At 62.0% G+C, this 24272-nt stretch carries 19 protein-coding genes and 1 tRNA gene; 8 read left to right on the top strand and 12 right to left on the bottom strand.

All coding sequences use genetic code 11. The features are described 5' to 3' along the window. Positions 1-607 precede the first annotated feature (607 nt). Complete coding sequence (locus tag AC3YMN_RS05585) at positions 608-853, bottom strand: hypothetical protein (protein ID WP_489889257.1); 246 nt, start codon at positions 851-853, stop codon at positions 608-610. Between AC3YMN_RS05585 and AC3YMN_RS05580 the strand changes: the two genes are divergently transcribed. Both AC3YMN_RS05580 and AC3YMN_RS05575 read left to right on the top strand, forming a co-directional pair. After that, positions 828-1334, top strand: coding sequence for a hypothetical protein (locus tag AC3YMN_RS05580; RefSeq protein WP_489889256.1), 507 nt, complete (start codon positions 828-830; stop codon positions 1332-1334). The two genes, AC3YMN_RS05585 and AC3YMN_RS05580, sit on opposite strands and share 26 nt — an antisense overlap. Positions 1335-1583: 249 nt before the next feature. Next, positions 1584-2522 (top strand): DUF4747 family protein, encoded by a 939-nt coding sequence (locus AC3YMN_RS05575; protein ID WP_489889255.1) that lies wholly within the window; start codon positions 1584-1586, stop codon positions 2520-2522. A gap of 478 nt (positions 2523-3000) precedes the next feature. On the opposite strand, the gene polA is transcribed toward AC3YMN_RS05575, so the two are convergent. Further along, entirely contained in the window at positions 3001-5907 is a 2907-nt protein-coding gene (gene polA, locus AC3YMN_RS05570; RefSeq protein WP_489889254.1) for a DNA polymerase I, read from the bottom strand. Between the two features lie 248 nt (positions 5908-6155). Here polA and AC3YMN_RS05565 point away from each other — a divergent pair, with 248 nt between their 5' ends. Together AC3YMN_RS05565 and AC3YMN_RS05560 are read left to right on the top strand one after the other, a co-directional pair. Further along, on the top strand, positions 6156-8495 hold the full coding sequence (locus AC3YMN_RS05565; protein ID WP_489889253.1) for a hybrid sensor histidine kinase/response regulator: 2340 nt from the start codon (positions 6156-6158) through the stop codon (positions 8493-8495). A 105-nt stretch (positions 8496-8600) separates the two neighbouring features. After that, a complete protein-coding gene (locus AC3YMN_RS05560) occupies positions 8601-10460 on the top strand; it encodes a PAS domain-containing protein (RefSeq protein ID WP_489889252.1) in 1860 nt (619 codons plus the stop codon). A 39-nt stretch (positions 10461-10499) separates the two neighbouring features. Here AC3YMN_RS05560 and AC3YMN_RS05555 read toward each other — a convergent pair whose 3' ends face one another. Continuing rightward, positions 10500-11075 carry a lytic transglycosylase domain-containing protein gene (locus tag AC3YMN_RS05555; protein WP_127751788.1) on the bottom strand — a complete coding sequence of 192 codons (576 nt, stop codon included), beginning with the start codon at positions 11073-11075 and terminating at the stop codon, positions 10500-10502. Between the two features lie 466 nt (positions 11076-11541). On the opposite strand from AC3YMN_RS05555, the gene AC3YMN_RS05550 reads away from it, so the two are divergent. Continuing rightward, positions 11542-11618, top strand: a tRNA-Arg gene (locus AC3YMN_RS05550). 220 nt (positions 11619-11838) lie between these two features. On the opposite strand, the gene AC3YMN_RS05545 is transcribed toward AC3YMN_RS05550, so the two are convergent. The 6 genes from AC3YMN_RS05545 to AC3YMN_RS05520 all read right to left on the bottom strand — a co-directional run bounded on the left by AC3YMN_RS05545 (position 11839) and on the right by AC3YMN_RS05520 (position 18202). Then, positions 11839-12864: an AbrB family transcriptional regulator gene (locus AC3YMN_RS05545; protein WP_489889251.1), complete on the bottom strand. Its 1026-nt coding sequence runs from the start codon at positions 12862-12864 to the stop codon at positions 11839-11841. Between the two features lie 89 nt (positions 12865-12953). Then, the gene (locus AC3YMN_RS05540) at positions 12954-14042 is read right to left on the bottom strand and encodes an isocitrate/isopropylmalate dehydrogenase family protein (RefSeq protein ID WP_127751790.1); all 1089 of its coding nucleotides are present in this window, start codon (positions 14040-14042) and stop codon (positions 12954-12956) included. A 48-nt stretch (positions 14043-14090) separates the two neighbouring features. Further along, positions 14091-15590 carry a tripartite tricarboxylate transporter permease gene (locus AC3YMN_RS05535; RefSeq protein WP_489889250.1) on the bottom strand — a complete coding sequence of 500 codons (1500 nt, stop codon included), beginning with the start codon at positions 15588-15590 and terminating at the stop codon, positions 14091-14093. A 43-nt stretch (positions 15591-15633) separates the two neighbouring features. Next, positions 15634-16116, bottom strand: coding sequence for a tripartite tricarboxylate transporter TctB family protein (locus AC3YMN_RS05530; RefSeq protein WP_489889249.1), 483 nt, complete (start codon positions 16114-16116; stop codon positions 15634-15636). A gap of 125 nt (positions 16117-16241) precedes the next feature. Then, positions 16242-17195, bottom strand: coding sequence for a Bug family tripartite tricarboxylate transporter substrate binding protein (locus AC3YMN_RS05525; RefSeq protein WP_127751793.1), 954 nt, complete (start codon positions 17193-17195; stop codon positions 16242-16244). Between the two features lie 59 nt (positions 17196-17254). After that, the gene (locus tag AC3YMN_RS05520; protein ID WP_489889248.1) at positions 17255-18202 is read right to left on the bottom strand and encodes a PdxA family dehydrogenase; all 948 of its coding nucleotides are present in this window, start codon (positions 18200-18202) and stop codon (positions 17255-17257) included. A gap of 217 nt (positions 18203-18419) precedes the next feature. On the opposite strand from AC3YMN_RS05520, the gene AC3YMN_RS05515 reads away from it, so the two are divergent. Then, positions 18420-19370, top strand: coding sequence for a LysR family transcriptional regulator (locus tag AC3YMN_RS05515; protein ID WP_489889247.1), 951 nt, complete (start codon positions 18420-18422; stop codon positions 19368-19370). Positions 19371-19519: 149 nt separating this feature from the next. On the opposite strand, the gene AC3YMN_RS05510 is transcribed toward AC3YMN_RS05515, so the two are convergent. After that, positions 19520-20584 carry an NAD(P)-dependent alcohol dehydrogenase gene (locus tag AC3YMN_RS05510; RefSeq protein ID WP_489889796.1) on the bottom strand — a complete coding sequence of 355 codons (1065 nt, stop codon included), beginning with the start codon at positions 20582-20584 and terminating at the stop codon, positions 19520-19522. A 365-nt stretch (positions 20585-20949) separates the two neighbouring features. Continuing rightward, a complete protein-coding gene (locus AC3YMN_RS05505; protein ID WP_489889246.1) occupies positions 20950-21840 on the bottom strand; it encodes a PRC-barrel domain-containing protein in 891 nt (296 codons plus the stop codon). Positions 21841-21902: 62 nt separating this feature from the next. Between AC3YMN_RS05505 and AC3YMN_RS05500 the strand changes: the two genes are divergently transcribed. Beyond that, a complete protein-coding gene (locus AC3YMN_RS05500; RefSeq protein WP_489889245.1) occupies positions 21903-22484 on the top strand; it encodes an SH3 domain-containing protein in 582 nt (193 codons plus the stop codon). Between the two features lie 127 nt (positions 22485-22611). Here AC3YMN_RS05500 and AC3YMN_RS05495 read toward each other — a convergent pair whose 3' ends face one another. Then, entirely contained in the window at positions 22612-23229 is a 618-nt protein-coding gene (locus AC3YMN_RS05495; protein WP_489889244.1) for an FMN-dependent NADH-azoreductase, read from the bottom strand. A gap of 119 nt (positions 23230-23348) precedes the next feature. Between AC3YMN_RS05495 and AC3YMN_RS05490 the strand changes: the two genes are divergently transcribed. Next, positions 23349-24248 (top strand): LysR family transcriptional regulator, encoded by a 900-nt coding sequence (locus tag AC3YMN_RS05490; protein WP_172122219.1) that lies wholly within the window; start codon positions 23349-23351, stop codon positions 24246-24248. The last annotated feature ends 24 nt before the right edge of the window (positions 24249-24272 follow it).

Below are 24272 nucleotides of genomic sequence, written 5' to 3'. Positions count from 1 at the left end.
GAGCCCCGAGGCGATCATCGCCTCTGGAGGGGGGTAGAAGGAGGCAAGGATTGCCTCGGGGCAGCCGGGATTTACCGATTCAGCTGGCGTCGCGCAGCCCCCAAATCGGCAGGGGCTGAACTGTCCGACGCCGCTCGAACCCACGGGGAGCACGACCTTCCCCGTCCCGGCGGTCCCCACTGCCATCCGGTCGCTGCAGCGCCGCTCCATGCGTGGGAATGGGTGTAGTATGGGGCAGGTTTTTAGGGGCGGGGATTAGTTTTTTTGTCACCTTAGGTGTGCCGCAAACTCGATTGTCATCCCGGCCTTGAGCCGGGATCCATCTTGAGGTGTTTGGGACGGGCACAAAGCGCTGGCGGCAGCGGAAAAATCTCGTGATGGCCCCGTGTCAAGCCCGGGGTGACACCGGAGGGTGGGGAGGGCCTGTTTCAACACACCTCGCGCCGGCGGAGAGACGGAGCACCCCAATTGCAACTTGGGGCGCGACTAGGCCCGAACCCCCACCCTCGATCCCTCCCCTCAAGGGGGAGGGAGGGTCGCCGTTCGCCGCGCGGTGAGGGTGGCACTGCGTGGCCGGCGCACTGCTCGACACCGGCTGCCCGCGGCATTATTCTTGCGGCCAACGTCCGGAGTCGATGCCATGACCACTCCAGCCGCTACTCCCCGCCAGCCCAGCCGCCGCGCCCGCGAGGCGCAGCAGGCCATGCGCCGTATAGCCGTTGTAGCCGCGCTCGGCATCGGGTTGGGGCTCCTGATGCAGGGGCTGATCATCCTCCTGCGCCTGGTGGGCGCCGGGGCTGCTGACCCTGGCCGAGCTGGCGCAAACCGTGACCTGGTCGGTGCTGGTCTGCACCGGGGTGGCGCTGGGCACGGCGCTGGGCAAGGCGCGCGGGGCACTGGCGGGCTTCATCGGAGCGGTGTTTGCGCCCCTCGCGCTGGCGGCGGCCAAATCGGTGCAAAAGGTGATGCTGAGCGTGCTCGATGCGGTCGAGCAGCCGGGGCTGATTTCCCTCACCACGATCGGCGTCGTGCGCGCGCTCGAATACGGCATTCTCGCCTGGGTCCTGGCCTGGCTCGCCCAGCGCCAGGAGCGGCGGCTTTGGCCTTATGCCTTGGCAGGCGGGTGCGTCGCGGTGCTGTTCGGCGGCGCGCTCCTGTTCCTGACCTTCATGCTCCAGGGCCTCGACGGCAGCGGCCGCAACTGGCTCGCCCTGGGCACCATGGCCGTCACCGAACTGGGCTCGCCGCTCGGCTGCGCTGTCGTGATCTACCTGGCGCAACTGGTGGCAACCAATGCGCGGCTATGGGCGCGAGGGTCGGGTGAGGGGGCTTGAAAGCGCCGCTCGCCAGCTGTCATCCCTGCGTAGAGCAGGATCCATCTTGAGGTGCGTGGGGGTAGCATAAAACCGGCGGGAATGAACTACCTCCTAAAGCGGTGAGCTAGCGGCCCGCCTGTTCTGTGGGACGCAAATCTCTCTTTTCACGCGCCGCTTCTAAGTCCCTTTATTGAAAAGTTCCCTCCGCCGCTCTTGTGTCAAGTAACCTTTTCGGCTTGGATTTGGTAGTCAAGGCGAGAGGGTAAAGTGGCGAGGCAAATCAAAGTATCAGCAGCGGTTCTAAATCTTAGAATACACCCCCATTCACCAGGCAGATACGTTGAGCTGTTTCGCTACGTGTACCGGATGCGCTCCCCAGCCCAAGTCTACGGTGACAGGTTTGGGTTGATATCAACTGCAAACTTTCGCCAAGCAGACGAAGGCATCGTTCATGGGGTGCTTACCACATTCACTAATCTGCCGGATGATGGTGAGTGGTTCGATATCGAGAGCTTAGATGACGCCAGTGAGGACAAGTTGGCTGAGCTAAGTATCCCTACAGGGCTTTTTCCAAATTCAGCCACTTACTTCTTCAAGTTCACGGCAGCAAACCACCGATTGTACGTGGAGACTTACTCTAGAGGGAAAGCCATTACTCCTCGGTCGGTGCTCCGCCTTATCTCTGGTCTCTTTGGCAACGAAACTGTGGCGGCAGAATTCGGATATCCCTCGATTTCTTTGGTCCAAGAAAGAGGAGCGCTGGAGAGGTTGTTCTCCATCGAAAGGATCAGGAAGGTCGAGATAAGCCTAGAGAAGCCGAATGCGGACATTTTCGCAGACGACTTCGAAGAAGAAGTTGAAGGGCATCTACTTGCCACTCACACTCAAAAACTCACAATTTCCTATGAAGCGGTAGCAGGCCAATCAATCGTTCCGACTGATGACATTCGTCGGGTGAGTGAGGTCGCCTTGGAAAATGGCAGTGTGAGAGTCACGGGCCGCAACGACGGTGTTGCTTTCGAAGCTTCCACCATTGATTACCCCAAAACGCTAAGGTCGAAGTACGACCCGGATAACACCAGCGAGCAACAAGCATTCAACAGCTTGGTAGCGGAAGATGGTGACCGAGATTGGAGCAGTACGCCGCGCTTTGGAAGCGACTTATCCAGTACTTCTCTAATTATGGAGGCAAGGGGGCCATACTAAGGTCCCCGCTGTTCCACGTTGCAGTGGCTGTCTCTGTAGTTTCGTTCCGATATTGGGTCGAGCCTAAGTGGGTTGATCTTGTATATACGCTTATTCCGAACCTACTAGGATTTAGCCTAGGGACGTATGCTATACTCTTTAGTCTTGTTACAAACCGGATGAAGAGAGTTCTTCGTTTAGTCCGAAATGCAAGTGGCGTCCCCTATCTCTTCGAGATAAACGCCACATTCTTTCACTTCATATTTGTACAAATTCTTTGCTTATTGTACGCTTTATTGTACGAAGGGCTCGGAGTCGCAAGTTTAGTTCTATCCGTTAGCAAGATAGCTCCTATATATACGCATCTGGCGCTTACAGTAGGCTTTGCAGTATCTCTCGTTGGAATGATCTTGCTGGTGTATGCGGTCACCTTGCTTTTAGGTGCCGCACTGGCCGTTTACCGGTTAGCCGCGATTACAGATCCATCTGAATAGGTACGTTAATGCGCCTCGTCCCAATTGTCTGCCGCATGCGCGTCGACCTGGATCGGCACTGACAAGCGCACTGCGGGTTCGGCGGCGCCTTCCATGACGGCCTTGATGGCGGGCATGGCGGCGTTTTCCGTGCCTTCGGGCACTTCGAAGATCAGTTCGTCATGCACCTGGAGCAGCATGTCGGCTTCGATGCCGGCTTCCGCCAGGGCCGGTTCCATGCGGATCATGGCACGGCGGATGATGTCGGCGGCGGAACCCTGGATGGGGGCGTTGATGGAGGCGCGTTCCACAAAGGCGCGTTCGCTCGGATTGTGGGAATTGGCGTTAGGGAACTGGATTTTCCGGCCAAAGAGCGTGGTGACAAAGCCATCCACTTTCACGCGGCGGCGCTGCTCGTCCATATAGTCCTTGATGCCGGGGAAGCGCTCGAAATAGGTCTTGATGTAGTCGCCGGCTTCGCCGCGGCCGATGCCGAGCTGGTTGGCCAGGCCAAAGGCCGAAATGCCATAGATGATGCCGAAATTAATCGCCTTGGCGCGGCGCCGGACATCGGCGGGCATGCCTTCCACCGGCACGCCGAACATTTCCGAGGCGGTCATGGCGTGAATGTCGAGCCCTTCTTCGAACGCATCCTTGAGCGCCTGGATATCGGCGATATGGGCGAGGACGCGCAACTCGATCTGGCTGTAGTCGGCGGAAATCAGTTTCTTGCCGGGCGCGGCGACGAAAGCCGAGCGGATCTTGCGGCCATCCTCGGTGCGCACCGGAATGTTTTGCAGGTTCGGATCGTTGGACGAGAGGCGCCCGGTGAGGACGGATGCCTGGTTGTAGGAGGTGTGAAGGCGCCCCGTGCGCGGGTTGATGTAGGTCTGGAGCGCGTCGGTATAGGTGCCACGCAGCTTGGTCAGTTGGCGCCATTCGACGATGGTGCGCGCCAGCGGCACGCCCTTTAGCGCGAGATCTTCGAGCACATCGGCGCCGGTGGACCAGGCGCCGGTCTTGGTCTTGGAGCCCCCGGGCAGGTTCATCTTGCCAAACAGAATATCGCCAAGCTGCTTGGGCGAGCCGAGATTGAAGCTTTCGCCGGCCAGTTCATGGGCTTCGGCCTCAAAGGCGGCGGCGCGCTGGGCGAACTCGCCGGAAAGTCGCGACAGCATGCCTCGATCAACGGCAATGCCGCGCGATTCCATGCGCGACAGCACCGGGGCGAGCGGGCGCTCGAGGGTTTCGTAGAGCGTGGTGGCGTTTTCCGCGACAAGGCGGGGTTTCAGGATATGCCAGAGGCGCAGGGTGACGTCGGCATCCTCGCCGGCATAGCGCGCGGCGGGGGCGATCTCGAGCTGGTCGAAGGTTTTCTGGTTGCGACCAGTGCCGGCCAGCTCGCCAAAGGAAATGCATTTGTGCCCGAGCCACGCATCGGCCAGCACATCCATGCCATTGTAGCGCGCGCCATCGAGGGCATAGGAGATGAGCATGGTGTCGTCGACCGGCCCAAGCGTGATGCCGTGGCGGGCGAACATCGTGATCTCGTATTTGATGTTCTGGCCGATCTTGAGCACGGAAGGGTGCTCGAGCATGGGTTTTAGTGCTTCCAGCACTTCGCGGGCCGGGAGCTGGCCTTCGAGGAGGCCCCCCTGGTCGAGGAGGTCGCCGGCCTTGCGGTGGCCAAAGGGGATGTAGCAGCCATTGCCCGGCGCAGTGGACAGGCAAATGCCCACAAGATCGGCGGCTTGCGGATCAAGCCCGGTGGTTTCGGTGTCGATCGAGACATAACCGGTCTGGGCGATGCGGTTGATCCACTCCGCCAGCTGCTCATGGGTGGAGACGATCTCATAGGCGTCGTAATCGACCGGGATCGCCTTGATGGCGTCGTGGACAGCGCGGGCATGCAGGGCCGGGCCGGTGCCAGGGACCTGCGGGGCCTTGAGCTTGGCGCGGGCGACGCTGAGGTCGGTCGACTTGACGCCCTGCGGGCCGCCGGCGCGCAGCTCCGGATCGGGCTCATAGGCATCGGGGTCGGCATCGAGGAGGCCGCCAAGGCGCTTGGTGATGGTGTAAAATTCCATCGCCTTGAGGAAGGGGAAAAGGGTCGCCGGATCGATGGGGGTGCGTTCAAGCGCCTCGATGGGCAGCTCGACGGGCACGTCCTGGGAGAGGGTTACGAGCTGGCGCGAAATGCGCGCGAGCTCGGCATTGTCGGCGAGCTTTTGCCGGCGGGCGGGCTGCTTGATCTCGTCGAGGCGCGACAGCAGCGTTTCCACATCGCCAAAGGTATTGATGAGCTCGGCCGCGGTCTTGACGCCAATGCCGGGCACGCCGGGGACATTGTCGACGCTGTCACCGCACAGGGCCTGCACCTCGATCACCTTGTCGGGGCCAACGCCGAATTTGGCAAACACTTCCTCGGCGCCGATCCAGCGCAGCGGCGGCTGGCCGGGGCGGGGGATGGTGTCGAGCATGCGGATGGAGCCATCGGGCTCGACCAGCTGCATCAGATCCTTGTCGGAGGACACGATGGTGACCTTGCCGCCGGCCGCGCGCATCTTGCAGGCATAGGTGGCGATGATGTCATCGGCTTCCCAGCCTTCCTGCTCGATGCAGGCAATGCCAAAGGCGCGGGTGGCGGCGCGGGTGAGGGGGAACTGGGGCACCAGCTCTTCGGGCGCAGAGGGTCGATGCGCCTTGTATTCGCTATAGAGATCGTCGCGGAAGGTCTTGGCGGAATGATCAAAGATCACTGCCATATGGGTCGGCTCGTCCTCGCCCTTGAGATCCTCGGTGAGCTTGAACAGCATGTTGCAGAACCCCTGCACGCAGCCGACGGGCAGGCCATCGGATTTGCGGTTGAGCTGGGGCAGGGCGTGGAAGGCGCGAAAAATATAGGCCGAGCCGTCGACGAGCAGCAGATGCATGAAAAGCGATTCCGAACGAAGTGAGCCTCAACCTTAAAGCAGATAGGGCAGGGGACCAAGCGCTCCAAGTTGCCGCACAATGTTGCAACCAAATGGGGCGCAGTGCGTTCGAGGTCAATCAGGGGGAAGTATGCATTCGGTAACCTCGTGCGTTCCGCAGAACTAGTGCTGGCGACGTCAAGCTGTCGGCGCACCCAGGTTTGGGTGCAGAAATTTGTCACTGGCGCGGCTGCGCAAGGCAGGTCGGCGTGATCAACTCCGAACGCGCCCTGGTGTTGGTGCCGCGCGGTCCTGACCGCCTGCTGGCGGTCGACCTGCTCGATGAGGCCGGCTGGGCGGCAACGCCGGTCGACACGCTCGACCAACTCGTTGCCGGCTTGCATGAAGGCGCGGGCGTCGCCCTTGTCGCCGATGAAATGCTGCGCGACGAGAATCTGGACCCCCTGCTGGTCTGGGTCGCCAACCAACCCTCCTGGTCCGATTTCCCCTTTGTGGTGCTGACCCAACTGACTGCCCTTCCGGCCGACAGCCCGTTTCACAATAGCCTTCAGGCTTCGCTCGCCAACGTCATTTTCCTGGATCGCCCGTTTCATCCCCGCGCGCTGGTCAATGTGGTCAGCAATGCGCTGCGCGGCCGGCGCCGCCAATATCTGGCAAGACGCTATCTCGACGATGTCCGGCAAAGCGAGCAGCGGCTGCAAACCGCGCTGCTGGCGGGTCGCATGGGCTCCTGGGAGCTCGATATCGAGGACCTGGTGCTGACGGGCTCGGATCAGTTCAAGGCCAATTACGGCCGGCGGCCCGAGCAGACCTTTCTTTTCGCCGATCTGGTGAAAGCGGTGTCGCTGCCCGACCAGCGCCGGGTGCAGCGCGCGCTCGAGGACACGATCCGCACCGGCGCCGATCTCGTGATCGAATATCGCGTGACCTGGCCGGATGGCTCCGAGCATTGGGTGGAAGCCCAGGCCCGGGTGCTCAATGATCGCTGGGGCAAGCCGCAAACCGTGGTCGGGGTGTCCACCGAAATCACCGAGCGCAAGTCGGCCGAAACCGAGCGCGAAAAGCTGCTCTTTGCCCTGGCCTCGGAACGCGAGCGCACCCAGGAGGCCCTGCGCGGCGAACGGGCGCTGTCCGAATTGCTGATGACCGGGGTGCCGGCGGGCATCGTCGCTTATGACACGGCGCTGCAGGTGACCATCTGGAACCCGGTGATGGAGCGCTTGTTTGGCCGCGAAGCGGCTGCTGTGCTGGGCCGGCCACTGGTGGACGCCATTGGCGGGGCCGATGATGACAGCATCGAAGCCCGGCTGCGCGAGGCCCTGGCCGGAATTGCCGGCCCGGTGGAAGAAGTGGAACTCGCCACCGCCCAGGCCGGCACGGTGGTGCTGGAAAGCCAGCACGCGCCGCTGCGTGGGGGCGATGGCAGCGTGGTGGGCGGGGCGGCGTTTTTCCGCGACATCACCGACCGCCGCCGGGCCGAGGAGCAATTGCGCCAGGCCCAGAAAATGGAAACCATCGGACAGCTCACCGGCGGCGTCGCCCACGACTTCAACAATCTGCTTGCGGCCGTGCAGGGCAATCTCGAACTCCTGCGCAAGCGCCTGCCGCCCGACCCGCAGTTGCAGCGCTTCGTTGATGGCGCCATGCAGGGCGCCCAGCGCGGCGCTTCGCTGACCTCGCGCCTCCTGGCCTTTGCCCGCCGGCAAGACCTGCGGCCCGAACCCACCGATCTTTCAGCGCTGCTCGAGAATATGCGCGGGCTGATCGAGCGCTCGGTTGGACCGCTGATCACGCTCGACATGGACATCACGCCCAATCTGCCGCCGGCAAAAGTGGACGCCAACCAGCTCGAATTGGCGATTTTGAACCTGACCGTCAATGCGCGCGATGCCATGCCGGAGGGGGGCACCCTTACCATTACCCTGACCGAACGCGATGGCGCTTCGGGCACAATGGGGCTGCGTGGCTCTTTTTTGCGCCTTTGCGTGCACGATACCGGCACCGGAATGGACGCGCAGACGCTTAAGAGCGCAATTGAGCCATTTTTCTCGACTAAACAACTCGGCAAAGGTACTGGACTGGGCTTGTCGATGGTGCACGGTTTGGCCGTTCAGCTCGGCGGCGCCCTGCACCTTGCCAGCCAGCCCAATCAAGGCACCACGGCCGCGCTGTGGCTGCCTGTTTCTTCTGCACCCGTCACGGAGGTTCTCCCCTTGGAGCCTGCTAGCTTCGAAACCCCCGCATCCACCATTCTCGTGGTTGATGACGACGCGCTCATCAACATGAACACTGTCGATATGATCGAGGATCTCGGCCATACCGCGCTCGAGGCTTATTCGGGCAAGCAGGCGCTGGAGATCATCGCCAGCGGCCGCCAGATCGACGCCCTCATCACCGACTTTGCCATGCCCGGCATGACCGGGGTTGAGCTGGCCACCAAAGCGCGCGAACTGCGCCCGGACCTGCCCATCCTGTTGGCCACTGGCTATGCGGACCTCCCCAATGGCACCCCGGTGGACCTGCCGCGCCTCGCCAAGCCCTATCAGCAGTCGGACCTCGCTTCACACCTGGCGCGCCTGCTCGCCTAGCGGGCAGAGCTTGCCAAATCGGCTGGGCTGATCATTATAGCCGCGCCAAGATGCTGTTGTTGATGTCGCGGGGCTCGGCGACAGCACGAATTGGCCGGAGGCCGTGTGTTTCGCGCATCAAGTTTTGCTGGGATCGACCTGGCGGCATTGTTCAATGCCGCCCCCAACCCCTATGTTGTTCTCGACCTTGACCTGACCATTGTCGGGGCCAATGAGGCCTATCTGCGCGTCACCGGCCGCACCCGCGAGGAAATCACCGGCAAGCAGCTGTTTGACGCTTTCCCCTCCGATCCCGCTTCCCCAGGCGGGCGCCTGCTGCGCGCTTCGCTCAACAAGGTTCTCGCTGACGGGCAGCCCGATCACATGGCGCTGGTGCCCTATGATACCAGCCGCCCCGGCGAGCCTGCGCAGGTCCGCTATTGGAGCGCCACCCATACACCCATCATGGGTGAAGACGGGCGCATGGCCTTTATCCTGCAGCACACCACCGATGTGACCGAACTGGAGCGGCTGCGCCAGGGGGACAGCGCGGGCAATCAGTGGCAGGCGGGCCTGTTGGACCGAGCCGCCGCGGTGCAGGCGCAGAACGACGAATTGGCGGCCCAGGCCAGCCATGTCCGGCGCCTGTTTGAACAGGCCCCCAGCTTCATGGCGGTGGTCGGCGGGCCCGAGCATGTGTTCGAGCTGGCCAATGCCGCTTACCAGCAAGTGGTGGGCCACCGGCAACTTGTTGGTCTGCGCGTTGCCGATGCGCTGCCTGAAGTGGTGGGCCAGGGCTTTCTGGACCTGCTCGACACCGTGCGCCGCACCGGCGAGCCCTTTGTGGGCCGGGGCGTGCCGATTTGGCTGCAAAAAACCCCGGGCGCACCGCTCACCGAAGCCTTTCTCGATTTCGTCTACCAGCCCATTCGCGGCGCTGATGGGGAGGTTGTGGGCATTTTCGCCCAGGGGCACGACATCACCGAGCAAAAGCGGGTGGAAAAGGCGTTGGAGCGCCAAACCCAGTTTTTGAGCCTGGCCCAGGAAGCAGGCGGCGTCGGCACTTTTGAATGGGATCTCGCGACCAATCTCGTCAGCGGCTCACCGGCCTTTTTGCGCCTGTACGGCATTGATCCGGAGCGGGGCGACCTACCCATCACCGAGTTCGCCGAGATGGTGCATCCCGAGGATCGCGGCCTGTTGGTGATTGCCCCATCGCCGAGCATGGACGAAGGCTTCCGGCGCACCGAGTACCGGGTGATCACCCCTTCAGGGATCCGCTGGATCGCCCGCCAGGCTGTGGTGGTCCGCAACAAGGAGGGCGAGCCCGAGCGTGTGCTGGGTGCAGCCTTCGACCTGACCGAGCGCAAGGATGCCGAACTGCAGCTGTCGCTGATCGCCCAGGAATCGGCGCATCGGATCAAGAACATGCTCGCTATGGTGCATGCCATCACAACCCAAACGCTGCGGACATCGCCATCCCTTCCCGAAGCGCGCGACGCCATTGGCGCGCGGCTGGTAGCGCTGGGACAGGCGCAGGACCTTTTGACCCATGGCAGCGTCGCCGCCGGCATCGCCGATGTGGTGGCGGCCTCTACCCAATTGCACAGCGAAACCTTTGGCCGGTTCCGCGCGCAAGGGCCCAATCTCGAGCTTTCGCCCAAGGCCGTCCTGGCGCTTGGGCTGATGCTGCATGAACTTGCCACCAATGCGCTCAAATATGGCGCATTGAGCCTGCCGGGCGGCGGGGTGGAGATCACCTGGAGCGAGCGGCGCGAGGACGCGGAAACCGGGGCTGCGTTTGTTGATTGGGAATGGCGTGAATGGGGTGGCCCGCCGGTGCAGGAACCCACGCAAAAGGGCTTTGGCTCGCGCCTGATCGAGCGGGGCTTGGCCAGCAATCTGGGCCGGGCGGAATTGATCTATGCACCCACGGGCGTTGTGTGCCGAGCGCGGATCGCCGTCGCACGGGTGGCGGTGGGCTAAAGGTGGGGAAGTAACGCCGCGCCGGCGCGGCGTTGGGCGTTAGCGCAAGCCCGCTTCTTCGAGCAGGCCCTGCCGCTTGGCGTCGTAATAATAGCCGCTGGCATAAAAGCGCATGGCGCGGTCTTCGCTGCGCCCGGCGGTGATATAGGCGCCGGCCAGATATTTCACTGCATAGCGCAGATTGGTTTCGGCATCGAGCAGACCCGCGGCCGAGCCCCGATAACCCATGCCGCGCGCCGTGGCGTGGCTGATCTGCATCAGGCCCATATAGGGCCCGTTGCGGGCGGCCGGGTTATATTTGCTTTCGCGCACGATCACCCGGTGCACGAGGCGTTCGGGCACATCATAGGCCTTGGCATAATAGCCGATCATGCCATTGAGCCCGCTGCCACTGCCGGCATAAGCCAAGGCGGCGGGGGCGGGGGGAATGGCATCGGCCCGGGGCACATGGCCGGCCTTGGTCGGCGCGAGCGCCGCAATGGCCGCGGTGGCGGGGGCCGGTTTGATGGAGCCCATGGAACAGCCCGCCAGCAGCAGCGCCAGCATGAGGGCAGCGCCGGCTGAAGCGGCGCGGGCGCGCGAACTGGCCTGTCGGGGAGCGGAAAGGTCGATCATGGCGCCATCTTACTGTTTTTGCTCAAATTGGCCATAGGGCCCGAAAAGGGCAGCTTCATGGCCGTTTTTGGGCGGAGAGGGTGGGAGTTAGTGCTGATGCGGCATGCTACGCCCAAGCGGCAGCGTTGCCGAGGCGTGTAACCCCGGCGTGGTTGGTCCAAAGGCGAGCAGCAGCCGTTATGCGGCGCGGCGGCAGAGGCAGGTGGAGCGGGCTGATCGCGAACGCCATCTGCACCTAGATTTGGAAACCAGCAAGCAGCTTGGCTCAGCCCAGGCAGGCAAAGGGGATTCACGCTAGCAGTTTCGCTCGGCCTATGCAGGCAAAGGGGATCAAGGAGATGGGCGACTGGGATGGGGGCGGGGTTCCGGCCCGGCAGAATTGTTGCGACACCCCGTTGCGCCGCCTGCCGGCATTGGCTAGGTTGCGCCCTGTTCAGCCGGGGCTCCTGAGTCCCGCCCCACGGATGCACCCGTAGCTCAGCTGGATAGAGCGCTGCCCTCCGAAGGCAGAGGCCACACGTTCGAATCGTGTCGGGTGCGCCAACAGTTCCTTTGGCATTTCAACGCCTCAGAGCGAGGCGAGCCAACAAATGCATCTTGGTTTGCAGCCGGTCACTAACTGGTCACACTAACAGGAGTACGCACCTCTGAAGCCCAATGGCAACTGCAGCTATGTCTTGCCGGCGGCCTGCGGAGCGGCGTCGCCACAATCCCTGAACCCAGTTTCACCCCGGACGCAGCGATCCTGCCTTTAGGCGCTCCGCTAAACTAGTGGCTGGCCGTGTCGGCTGATTCTGGTCAACAGGCGATAGAGCGGCACCGTTACCAACAAGATGAACACTATGCGGACCAAGTGGAAGCACGTCACCGTAACGACGCCCAGCCCCAGCGACTTGGCCGTGATGCTCATTTCGGCAATGCCACCGGGCGCCAGTGACAGGACGAGCGTGGGAAGATCCGTCCAGGTCCAACTGCTGAGCAGTGCGGCGAACAGGCTCATGACGACAATAACGGCCAGTGTGCCGGCGATCGTTGCCGGCAAGAACCGACGGGCCGCCAGCAATTTGTCACGTTGGAACCGAGCCCCGAGGCTGCCCCCGATAAGAAGCTGGCTGAGGGTGAATGCCCAACCGGGAACCGCAACTTCGGCAATGCCCGAATAAGCCACGAAGATGCCGGCAACCAAGCCACCCAGCAGCCAGGCATTGGGGATATGGAGCCGCCCCAAGAGCAGCGATGCCAGCATGGCCGCGACCGTCACCGCCGCTAAGGCATGAGGTGCGAAGGGAACAGGTGCTGCGGCCACCGGCACGGTGCCATGCCAGCCCATCAGGCCAAGCCCTGCGGGGACCAGGAAAACAACCAGCAGAACCCGCAAGGTTTGGGCGAGACCGACCAGGGCACTGTCCCCTCCATACCGTTCAGCGAGCACCGACATTTCGGCGACGCCTCCGGGCGTGGTGGAAAAGAACGCCGTGGTTCGGTCCACTTTGCCAAGCCGGGTAACCAAGGCCATCATGGCCAAGCCACTGGCCACCGACATCACCGCCGCGGCCAGGATCAGGGCGGAGTAGGCCACCATCTGGTCGACTGCCGCCGGAACAAAATTGAGGCCGATGGCAATGCCGGCAATGACCTGGCCAGTGCATCTGAGTGCGAGATGAAGGCCGCCGCCGCCCTGGATCAGCGTGGCGATAGCCGCGCCGAAAATGGCCCCAATAAGGGCACCGAGCGGAACTTCGAGATATTGCAGGAGCAATCCGCAACATGCGGCGGTCAGCAGTATCACCAGGCTGGGAAACCGTACCAGTTCATGCTCCTGCGAAGTTATCGAGGCCTGTGGGCCACACAGGCTCCCGCGGGCAACACCTGCGCCTGCTAGGCGGCGCGGCCGTTGCGCAGAATGGCGTCAACAATGGCTTGCGAGGCTCGGCTCCCGGAAGCCGTACCGCCAACGTCGCTGGTTCGGGTGTCGGCGCTGGAGAGCACTTCGTTGACCGCGGCTTCCATGGCAGCTTCCGCCTGCAGGAGATCGGAACGGCCGTGTTTGGCGCCAAGCCAGCCGAGCAGCATCGCGCCGGAGCGGACCATGGAAATGGGATTGGCCTTGTCCTGCCCCACAATGTCAGGCGCCGAGCCATGCGAGGCATTGGCCATGGCGTGGTTCTCGCCGGCATTAACACCACCGCCCAGACCTAAACCACCGGCCAAAGCGGAGCAGAGGTTGGAGATGACGTCGCCAAACAGGTTGGTCATCACCAGAACGTCGTAGCGCTCGGGGCGCTGGTAGACGTCAGCATTGAGGGCGTCCACAATCATCGAGTTGCAGGTCACGTCGGGATACTCGGCGGCTACCTTCATACACTCGTCGTAGAACAGCCCGTCGGTCATCTTGAAGATGTGCTTCTTGCTAACGATGGTAACGAGGTTACGGCGGCGGCGGGCCCACTGGAACGCTGAATGGGCGATGCGGTTTGAGGCATGCGCGGTGATTTTCCGCACCGAAAGGGCCACGCCTTCGACGGGCATCATCTCGCCATAGCCCTGGAACATGTTGCGATCCGGATAGAAGCCTTCCGAGTTTTCCCGAACCACAAGGACATCCAGACCGGCGCGCGAATTGGGCACGCTGTCGTGGGATTTGGAGGGGCGCAGATTGGCGTAGAGGTCGAGCTCGTGGCGGAACTTGCCCGGCACATTGATGCCGCCTTCAGCCAGCGGAGGATAGCCGCCATTGTCGCACGGCCCTAGCAGAATGCCATCGGCAGCAATGGCCGCCTGATAAACCTCGTCGCGCAGCGTGGTGCCGTGCAGACGCAGGCTCTCGTGGCCAACCTCATAGGTTTTGAAGTCAAGCCCAAGCTGAAAGACATCGCTGGCGGCTGTCAAAGCCCGCACGGCCGCCTGGCTGATTTCGGGACCGATATGGTCGCCAGGGAGCACCGCAATGGTGAGTTTGGACGTCATGGAAGACCTCTGTCGTAAAGGATTGGGGGCAATGGCCGCCTGTGCAGGCTAGGCTTGTCGGGCGCTGCGGAAGCGCAGGGCCATCGGCACTATCAGGGCGCTTAGAGCGATGATCATGAGCGTGACGGCAATGGGATGGGTCGTGGGGTTGTAGAAGACGGACAGATCACCCTGGCTGATCGCCAAGGCCCGGCGCAGGTGCTGCTCGGCCATGGGTCCGAGGATAAGCCCGACAATGCAGGGGGCGACCGGTATATTCAGAACCCGCATGCCAAAGCCTGCGAGGCCGATGAGCCAGAGCAGGGCCAGGTCGAACACGCTGTTGTTGACGCTATAAACGCCCAGCGTCGCGAAGATCAGGATGCCGGCATAAAGCCAGGGCCGTGGAATTAGCAGCAGTTTCACCCAGAGGCCGGCAAGCGGCAGGTTGATCAGCAGCAAAAACAAATTGCCGATATAGAGGCTGGCGATCAGTCCCCACACCAATTGGGGATTGGACGCGAACAGGAGTGGTCCTGGCTGGAGGCCGTATTGCTGGAACGCGGCCAGCATGATGGCGGCAGTGGCCGAGGTGGGTAGCCCCAATGCCAGCAATGGTGCCAATACGCCCGCTGCAGAGGCATTGTTGGCAGCTTCCGGACCGGCAACGGCTTCAATAGCTCCGTGGCCAAACTGCTCTGGATTTTTGGACAGCCGCTTTTCAACGGCATAGGACAGGAAGGTTGGGATTTCGCTGCCACCGGCGGGCAGTGCGCCGATCGGGAAGCCGATGAAAGTTCCACGCAGCCAGGGCCGCCAGGAGCGCTTCCAATCTTCCCGCGACATCCAGACCGATCCGTGAATCTTGTAGATCTCTTCCTTCTGGAAGCGGTGACGCGACGCCTGGAACAGGGTTTCGCCGACGGCAAAAAGGCCCACCGCGACTATTACCACCCCCACACCATCGAGCAGTTCGGGGAAATTCATCGTCAGCCGGGCGACACCGGTCTGGCGGTCGGTTCCAATCAGGCCGAGCGCCAACCCAGCCAGAAGGCTGGCAAAGCCCAGCACGGCTGACTGGCCCAGCACGGCCGTCACCGTGATGAAGGCTACGACCATCAATGCAAAATACTCGGCAGGTCCGAACATCAGCGAGAAACGAACCATGAGTGGCGCCACAAACGTGAGCAGCAGGGTCGCGATGGTGCCAGCGATAAACGAGCCAATCGCCGCAGTGGCGAGAGCCTGTGCGCCACGGCCCTGGCGAGCCATGGCATGGCCGTCGATTGCGGTGACGATGGAGCCCGACTCGCCGGGAGTGTTGAGCAGGATTGAAGTGGTGGAGCCGCCATACATGGCGCCGTAGTAAATGCCCCCGAACATGATGAATGCCGCGGTCGGCTCGAGGCCGGCCGTAACCGGCAGGAGCAGAGCAACCGTCAAGGCCGGGCCAATACCGGGCAGCACCCCAATAGCGGTGCCGACGAGCACGCCGATGGCGGCCCAGATCAGGTTGCCGGGAGCCAGAGCGACCAGAAAGCCATCCAGCAGGAATTGAAGGGTATCCATCGGTCAAGCTTCTTGATTGTGCTGGCTGGCGATGGCGGCGAACTCAGTAGCTGAAATAGTTGTCAATGATCCACCCTCCTGGAAGCGAGAGACCGAGCAGGTTGTTGAAGATGAAAAACGAGAGCACGCCGATGATCAGCCCTACGGGAACGTTGATCCACTGACGCCGCTCGCCAAAGGCCGAGGCGGCCGCCGTGAAGGTGATGGCGCTGCAGATGACCCAGCCCGCCGTTTCGAGCAGGAAGAAACTGACCATGAGGCCACCAAGAACGATCAATACCGGCAAGAATTGCAGCTCGAGCCATCCACTCTCATCGATCGCGCGGCGAAATGCCTTGAAGACAAGGGCAATGCCATTGAGCGCCAAGGCAGCGGAGATCAGGAGGGGAAAGAAAGTCGGCCCCAGAACGGCTTGCTGCTGGATCGGCTCGTGCTGCAGCGTCTCGATGCAAATGGCCAGAGCCAGCAGCATCAGGAACGCCCCCAACAACGCGTGACCCATGCGCAGCTTGCTGATAGCTTGCATCGCGTGAAATCCCCATTGGTATCATTCAGGTGCCGTTAGCGGGCCCCGTATACGGGGGCACGGCAGTCATCCGGCCGATGGTGCGGGAGAATGGACCGCAGCACTTGCGCCTGCGGTCCGTTGGGTCAGAGCAGACCGAGTTCCTTGAACAGCAGTTCCACACGGGCCTCTTCGGTCTTGAGGAATTCTGCGAACTCTTCGGGCGGCATGTAGATATCCTGCCAGCCACGCTGATCGAGGGCCGCTTGCCATTCAGGAGTTGTCACCATCTTGGCGACTGCAGCCTCAAGGGCAGCGCGTTCTTCGCCCCTGGGATCCTTGTTGGAAACGACCGCGCGCCAGTTGACCAACTGCACGTCATATCCCTGCTCAACAAAAGTCGGGATATCGATGCCTTCGATCGGCTCGGGTGCACCGATGGCAAGCGCACGCAACTCGCCGCTCTCGATTTGGGATGCCAGTTCGCTGTAGCCGCCGGTGCCGACTGTCACGTGGCCGCCCATCACTCCTGAGAGCATTTCGCCGCCTGAGGTTAGCACGATATAGTTGATCTGCTTGGGATCCATGCCGGCCGCCTTGGCCAGCAGGCCATACATCAAGTGGTCCGAGCCTCCGGGGCCCGAGCCACCCCAGGAGATCGAACCCGGATCGGCCTTGAACTGGGCAATCAGGTCATCCAGCGTCTTGAAGGGGGAGTCCGCCTTGACCACGATAGGCTGATATTCGCCGCTCAGCATTGCTAGCGGATAGGTGTCGTCCAGGGTGACCTGAGACTTGTTGGTCAGTACGGCACCGACAAGCGAGAGGCCGATCATCAGAATGCTTGGATTGCGCTTGTTGCCGTTGACGTAGTTGGCCAGACCAATTGTGCCGCCCGCGCCGGGCTGGTTTTCGACCTGAATACGGGTGGCAAGCTCGTATTGCTGGAAAATAGACTGGGTGATGCGGGCGTTCTGGTCGTAACCGCCGCCAGCGCCGGCCGGGGCGATAATTTCCAACCGTTCGAGCTGGGCAAAAACGGGGCTCGCGGAGAGCGCGAGAGCGCCCGCGGTTAGCATGGCAACGAAAAGTCTCTTCATTATTTTTCCTCCGGTTTAGATAAGCTTCGGACGGCGGCGGTCCTCCCCGCAGCCGTCGATCAAGCGAGGGCTGCCATACGGGTCTTTTCCTCGGCCAGCTTTGCAGCCAGCAGGACGGCACTTGCAAGCGCACCCGGCCGGGCAACGCCTTGTCCGACAATATCGAAGGCAGTGCCGTGCGACGGCGTTGTGAACACCGTCTCCAGCCCTGCCGTCACGGTGACCCCGCGATTAAAGCCTTTCAGCTTCGTCGCGATCTGGCCCTGGTCATGATACATCGCCACGACGCTGTCGAATTCGCCAGCGAAGGCGCGCACGTAAACTGTGTCGGCGGGGAATGGCCCCGAGGCGTTGATGCCGCCCGCCTTCACCTTTTCGACGGTAGGGCGGATCAATTCGATCTCGTCGCGCCCGAATAGACCGTTCTCGCCCGCATGTGGGTTCAGTGCAGCTACGGCGATGCGAGGGCTAGCAAAGCCTGCGCGGCGCAGCATGGTGTCGACCAGGGTAATGGCGTCGGTGATGCTCTCTTCATTGATCTGGTCCAGCGCTTCGCGCAGCGAGGAATGACCCGTTACCCGGCTCATCCACTGGTTGTCCAGCACGTTCATCTCGGAAAAATACGTGCTGTGGCCAAGCAGGTGTGCAAACATCTTGTGCTCGTCGGCAAACTTCCAGCCGCCATCGAACATGGCGCGTTTGTTGAGCGGCGCGAAGGTGATGCCATCGACCTTGCCTGCCTTTGCCAACTCGATGGCGGCAGCCAGCGTATCACCAGTCAGCTTGCCGCTGAGCGGGCTCGCAATACCGGGGGGCAGTTGTGCAGGATCGGTATTACCGAGATCGATCAACGGCACTGCAGCCTTTGACCAATCGGCTTCCGCTAAGTCGGCTATCTTGACGAGGGGGAAGCTGACACCAGCTTGCGTCATACCCAACTCGATGACGCGGGCATCGCCGACGAGAACAATGCGAGCAACCTGTTGAATGGCGCCTTCTGCCAGCACTTTGGCTGTGATTTCAGGGCCAATGCCAGTGCAGTCGCCGGCAACCAGAGCAATGATAGGGAGAGTATTTGGCACGTGGTGGTCCTCCAGTACTGGCGCTGCGAAGGTGTCCGCTGCACCTCTGGCGGAGGGTCAAAGCGCGTTCCTTTGCCGTTTTATAGACGGGCGCCTGGAGTCGTGAGACACTGTTCTCCTCATAAGGTGATGCAATTTCGGTATGAACGTACAAATCAGCTGGCTGATGGACTTCATTGCGGTCATGGAGTTCGGCGGTTTCTCTAGGGCCGCTGAACGGCGCCACGTCACTCAGCCTGCGATTAGCAGGCACATCCTGGCACTGGAAACCTGGATCGGCACAAAGCTGTTTGAGCGCAGCACCCATTCAGTCACCCCGACCCCTGCCGGCCTCGCGTTCAAACCAGTTGCCGAAGACATCCTGCAGCGGATCGAGATGGGCCGCCAAGTTGCGCTCGACACCGCCTTCTCAACGACTGAATCGGTCCAGTTTGCCAGCACGCACGCGTTGTCCCAGACGTTCTTTCCCAAATGGATCAAGCGAGTTCAGTCAGAGGAAGAAGGGATCGTGGTGCAGTTGTTTGCCGCGAACCTGGCAATTTGCGAGCGCATGCTGGTGGATGGCGGCGCGCATTTTCTTCTGGCCTATAGCCATCCCGGCATGGCCGAGCGGACCCTGACCAACCGATTCCAGTCCCTCACATTGGGGTACGAGGTCGTTGTGCCGGTCAGTGCCCCGGTCGAGCTTGGAGCGACGCAGCCGCGGCACCAACTCCCGGGCTCGACTGAGACCCCTGTGGCCCACCTAACCTATCACCCCGGATCTGGGCTCGGCCGGATTGAGAGTCATCACCTTGCGACCTTGCCCGAGCCCCCTCAACTATCTCAGGCTTTTGTCGGCCCAGCGACGCTGCTGGTTGAGATGGCACGGGACGGGCTCGGCATGACTTGGGCGCCGATGGTGCTGGTGGAGCATGACCTTGATGCGGGCCGCCTTGTTCGCGCTGGCGATAGCCGTTTCGATATCCCGATCGAGATAAAGCTGTTCCGGCCTAAGGCCAGGCTACGCTCGAGCGCGGAACGGTTCTGGGCACTTGCGAAGCGGCAGTTGACGGGGCCAAAGCTCCCTGATCTCAAAACGGGAAAATTCTAGCGCATTGCAGCGGATAAAGCTCCTGGCACCCCGTTATGGTTCGCCGCCGGCCGATATATCGGCAATGGTGGCAGTTGCTGCCGCCTTTGGTCTGCATGAAGAGGTTAGGCCTCTGTACTTGCCGTGAATAAACAGAACCATACCGCCGCTTACGGCGTGATGGCTACCTTGAGGACGCCGTCGCGCTGATGGCTGAAGAGGTCGTAGGCCTCCACGATGTCATCGAGCCGGAAGCGGTGGGTGACGAGTGGCGTGAGGTCGGCGCGCTTGAAGGCGATGACATCCATGAGCCTGGCCATCCGCTCCTTGCCGCCGGGGCAAAGCGTAGTGACGATGCTTTGATTGCCGAGCCCAGCCGCAAAGGCATCGAGCGGTATGGTCAGATCGGTGGAATAAACCCCGAGCGAAGACAAGGTCCCGCCGGGGCGCAGGCTGCGCAGCGCCCCTTCGAAGGTTTGCTGCCGACCCAGCGCCTCGATCGCGACATCGACCCCGCGGCCATCGGTGAGCCGCATGATTTCTTCGGCGGGATTGACCTTGCTGAAGTCGACGATGTCGTCGGCACCAAGCTGGCGGGCAATCTCCTGCCGTGCCGGCACGCTTTCCACCGCGATGATGCGGGTTGCTCCCATCAGCTTGGCGCCGACAGTTGCACAAAGACCGATCGGCCCCTGGGCAAAAACGGCGACGGTGTCACCGATACGCACTTTGCCGCTTTCGGCGCCGGAAAAGCCCGTTGACATGATGTCGGGGCACATCAGCACCTGTTCGTCGCTGAGATGGTCGGGAATGGGCGCCAGGTTGACCATGGCGTCGGGCACCAGCAGATATTCGGCCTGGGCGCCATCGATCGTATTGCCGAAGCGCCACCCGCCCATGGCCTTGAAACCGTGCTTGGTGTCGGGCCCATCCTGCGAAAGGCAGCCGCAAAGACAGGCCATGGAGTGGCCCGAAGGGGTGATGGCACCGGCAATCACGCGCTGGCCCTCACTGAAACCCTGCACGGCCGAACCAAGCTTTTCGATGATGCCGACCGGCTCATGGCCGATGGTCAGCCCTTTGGCGACGGGATATTCCCCCTTGAGGATGTGCACGTCCGTGCCGCAGATTGTGGTCATGGTGATGCGGATCAGGGCGTCGAGCGGGCCAACATCTGGAACGGGTTTGGACTCGAGCTCGATCCGTCCCGGCTCAACGAACACCGCCGCCTTCATTTGGGGGACCTGAGTCTTGCGCGCCGGCGCGGCGACCGCGGATGGGCTTGAGCTGGCAGCGACATCATCGTCCATGGCACTTCTCCCCTTGTGGTCTGCCAGAATAGCGTGGACGGGGGGCAGGAGCTTGATCGCCGTCAATTTTGGCGAAGGTTTCCCAGGAGCGGCCATGGATCAAGGGGCGTGCGGCAGGGGGCGTCACCCTCATGGGGCACATTGCGTGCGGGCAGTGTTTCGGCACCCAAATGGATGTTCGAAGCGCCGCTGGCTCTGCTTATCTCCGAAGAACGCAAGAAACAGACAGTCGCTACCCAAGCCCGCAAGCGCTCGACTGCTGAAGTGAACTTGACCCCAACCGGATGCGGTCACTGGGCGACATAGTCCGGCAACTCGAGCAGATCGTCCTCTGCAAGATCGGCGATCAGGTTCGCTCCGGAGATGGATATGGTTCTCCACTCCACGGTGAACTGCCGGTCGGTGCCTGCACCCTGTCGATCTACGACAAGGGCTTGCACCCGACCGTCAGCGGTTATCAGCACATTGGAAATGTCGCCGAGCGCCTGGCCGGATTTGCCGAGCAATGGCCTGCCGATGAGCAGATCGGCCTCCGCCGTCAGGTCCGTTACGCGCAAGACCAGCTCGTACATATTGGACGCGGCTGCCTGCCGATCGGTATCCAACAGCAGGCGAGCGGTATCGACCTGCTTGGACAGACTGGTCGCCAGCTCCAGCGGAACATAGCCGGGTAATGACTGGTCCAGCTGCTCGAGGCTGACGTCGAACTCCTCAAGGGCGTTCCTGGCGGACCGGAGCGCGTCCTCAGGCCCGGTTCCCTCCTCGAGGTCCAGCTTGTGGGCCGCGCGCTCGAGTTGGATCCGGGCCTCCTTCATCAGCTGCTGGGCTTGACCGCCTTGTTCGGGCGGCTGCGTTTCGGTGCGGGCCTCCTCCGGCAGGGTTACCCCGTGTACTTTGGCTGAACCCAGGGGCTGCGGTGCTTGCGCCCAAACGGATGAGGGCAGGCCGCAAAGCATCACGGCGAGTAGGACGGCTTGGTATTTGCGCAAGTGTGGGCCGATCTGCGTGTTAGCATGCGGTCCGGCGCCGAGCGCCGGAACGCGGCAGGCAAGGCCTGCACGGGATGACCGCAACGCTTGATGCCGGTGATCGTTGCCAGCCGAGTGATACCCGATGAATAACGGGCAAACGCCACTCGCTCCCGTGAGTTCAAGCAGCGCAGGCTTGCGGCGTTCATACAATCTTCAGGAACGAGGGCGCTCTTGGCGCTTAGGGCGTTATCGTCCGCGAACTAGGAATATAGATGCGAATTACTCAACCCATTCTCGGTGCCGTGCTGGCTGGCGCAATCCTTTTTGGAACGGCAGCTGCGGCGCTCGCCGCACCGGCAGTAGCGACGACAAACGTCAACGTCAGAACAGGCCCCGGCACCGGCTACGCAGTTGCCGCCACGCTCAAGCGCGGCGAACGCGTCAATGTTGAAGGTTGTCGCGCTGGCTGGTGCTATGTCAGCAAAAGAGGGCCGGCTGGCTGGGTCTCCTGGCAATACCTGGCAGAGTCGAGCCGCCCGACACGTCCTTCGCCGACGTTTAAATCCGACTTCGGCAGCCCGCCCCGATTTGACGCGCCCCGCCGCCATGACCCGGTCCGGCCAGGCGCAAGCCGTCCTGGTCCCCACAGGCCCGGCGACGATGGTCCCGGCCGTCCCGGTAGCAACAACGGTCCTGGGAATGCAGGCCCGGGTAAAGATGGGCCCGCAGGACATGGCAACAACGATGGCCGCGGCAACAGCAGGCCCGGCCCGAACACTGGCCCCGCCCCCGGCGCATCCAACGGACAAAAGCCCTGTGCGATAGGTGCCCCGGGCTTCCCTTTCTGTCGTTAGACACCACTGCTTGAAGGTCCGCCACGGCGGACCTTTTTCGCGGCGAGGGCGGAAAGGGCCTGGGCCAATTGAGACCGGAGTAGGAGCGTAGGCAGGCCCCGCTAGAAGCCCACATACTCCTGAGCAATCAGGCTGCCGCAGAGCGCTTCATTTCGGGAACCACGGCGTCAACGAACTTGTCCATCGTTGCTTCTCCAAGATCCACGGCCTTTGCGCCTTCGCCATGGATGATCGTCACGTCCGTGATGCCGAGAACGTTGAGTATCGACTCAAGATATCGCGGCGCAAAATTGAGGTGCTCGATCGGTGAGGCGGCTCCATAGATTCCGCCGGACGCGATGATCAAAGTGGCCTTTTTGCCGGTCAGCAGACCCTTGCCATCAAATCCGAGCGTCAACCCCTTGCGCACGATATGGTCGATCCAGGCCTTGAGACTGGCGGGGATATTGTAATTGTAGACGGGCGTGGCAATGACCAACTCGTCGGCCGCAAGCAGTTCCTCAACCAAAGCATCTGAGAGACGAAGCTGCGCTGCCATGTCCGGCGTATGGGTATTCGGTGGGGTGAAATAGGCCGATAGCCACGGCATGGTAACATGGGGCAGCGCAGCTACTGCCAAGTCGCGCGTTATGACTTCCCCATCCTGGTTCAAGAGCCGCCAGTTAGAGATAACGCGTTTCGTAAGCTGGCGGGAAATCGACGCCTCGCCCCGCGGGCTGGTTTCGACAACGAGAATTTTGGGCATTGAAGTTGGTCCTCGAGTTTGGCTGAGACAGCCGGAAATTCGAGGCAGGTTTAGTGCCCTTGCCCTCACAGCAGGAGCGATAATAAACTGATATAAACCATCGGCTGGAGAGATGGACCTTGATTGGCAATCTTAGTCTCGACCAGCTACGTATCCTGGTTACCATCGCGGATGCCGGCAGCTTTTCCGCCGCTGGGCGGCAATTAAGCCGTGCGCAATCGGCAATCAGCCAATCTGTGGCGACTTTGGAAGCGGCGCAGGGCGTATTGCTATTTGACCGCAGCGGCCATCGCCCGCGCTTGACGGAAACCGGCCGGGTGTTGGTCAGTCAGGCGAGGATGGTGTTGTCGAGCGCAGCACGCTTTGAAGCCGTAGCCGCTGGCGCCCGAGGCGGGATCGAGCCCGAGCTGGCTCTGGCTATCGACCCACTTGTGCCCACTGGCCCGCTCATCGAAAGTTTGCGCGCCCTACATCAGGCCTATCCGCATCTCCCCATCAGTTTCTCCACCGAAGGCCTTGGCGGGGCCCTGCGCCGTTTGCGCAACGGCGACGTTGCGCTGGCGTTTTGCCTTTTGCTGCCGGTTGTGCCCCCTGACGTGGTGGCTTCATCATTGTTTCGCGTCGCGCTTACGCCGGTCGTCGGGGCCGAGCATCCCTTAGCCAAGCTCGATCGGCCCGCAACTCGTGCCGACCTGGAAAGCCACATCCAGCTCGTCCTTTCGGATCCGGTTGAGCGCGATGCAAACAACTACGGCCTGACGGGCGCTACACCCTGGCGTTTCGTCGATCTGGGGCGCAGGCTGGACTTCCTCCTGGCCGGGTTCGGCTGGTGCCGAATGCCCGAACATCTGATTGCCGACCATGTCGCAGCAGGAGATTTGGTTCGCCTAGATCTGGCCCAAGATGCCCAGGCGCCCGGAGATGCGTTGACCATCTATGCCGCGCGCATGGTTGACAAAGTGCCCGGCCCGGCCGGGCAGTGGCTACTCAAGGATTTGCAGGCTCGACTGTCGCTCTGATGGTGTCGGGCAAGCCGCGGCTCC

This window comes from Devosia sp. Z11_6 (assembly GCF_058133665.1).
This window is presented reverse-complemented; position numbering and strand designations above follow the sequence as displayed.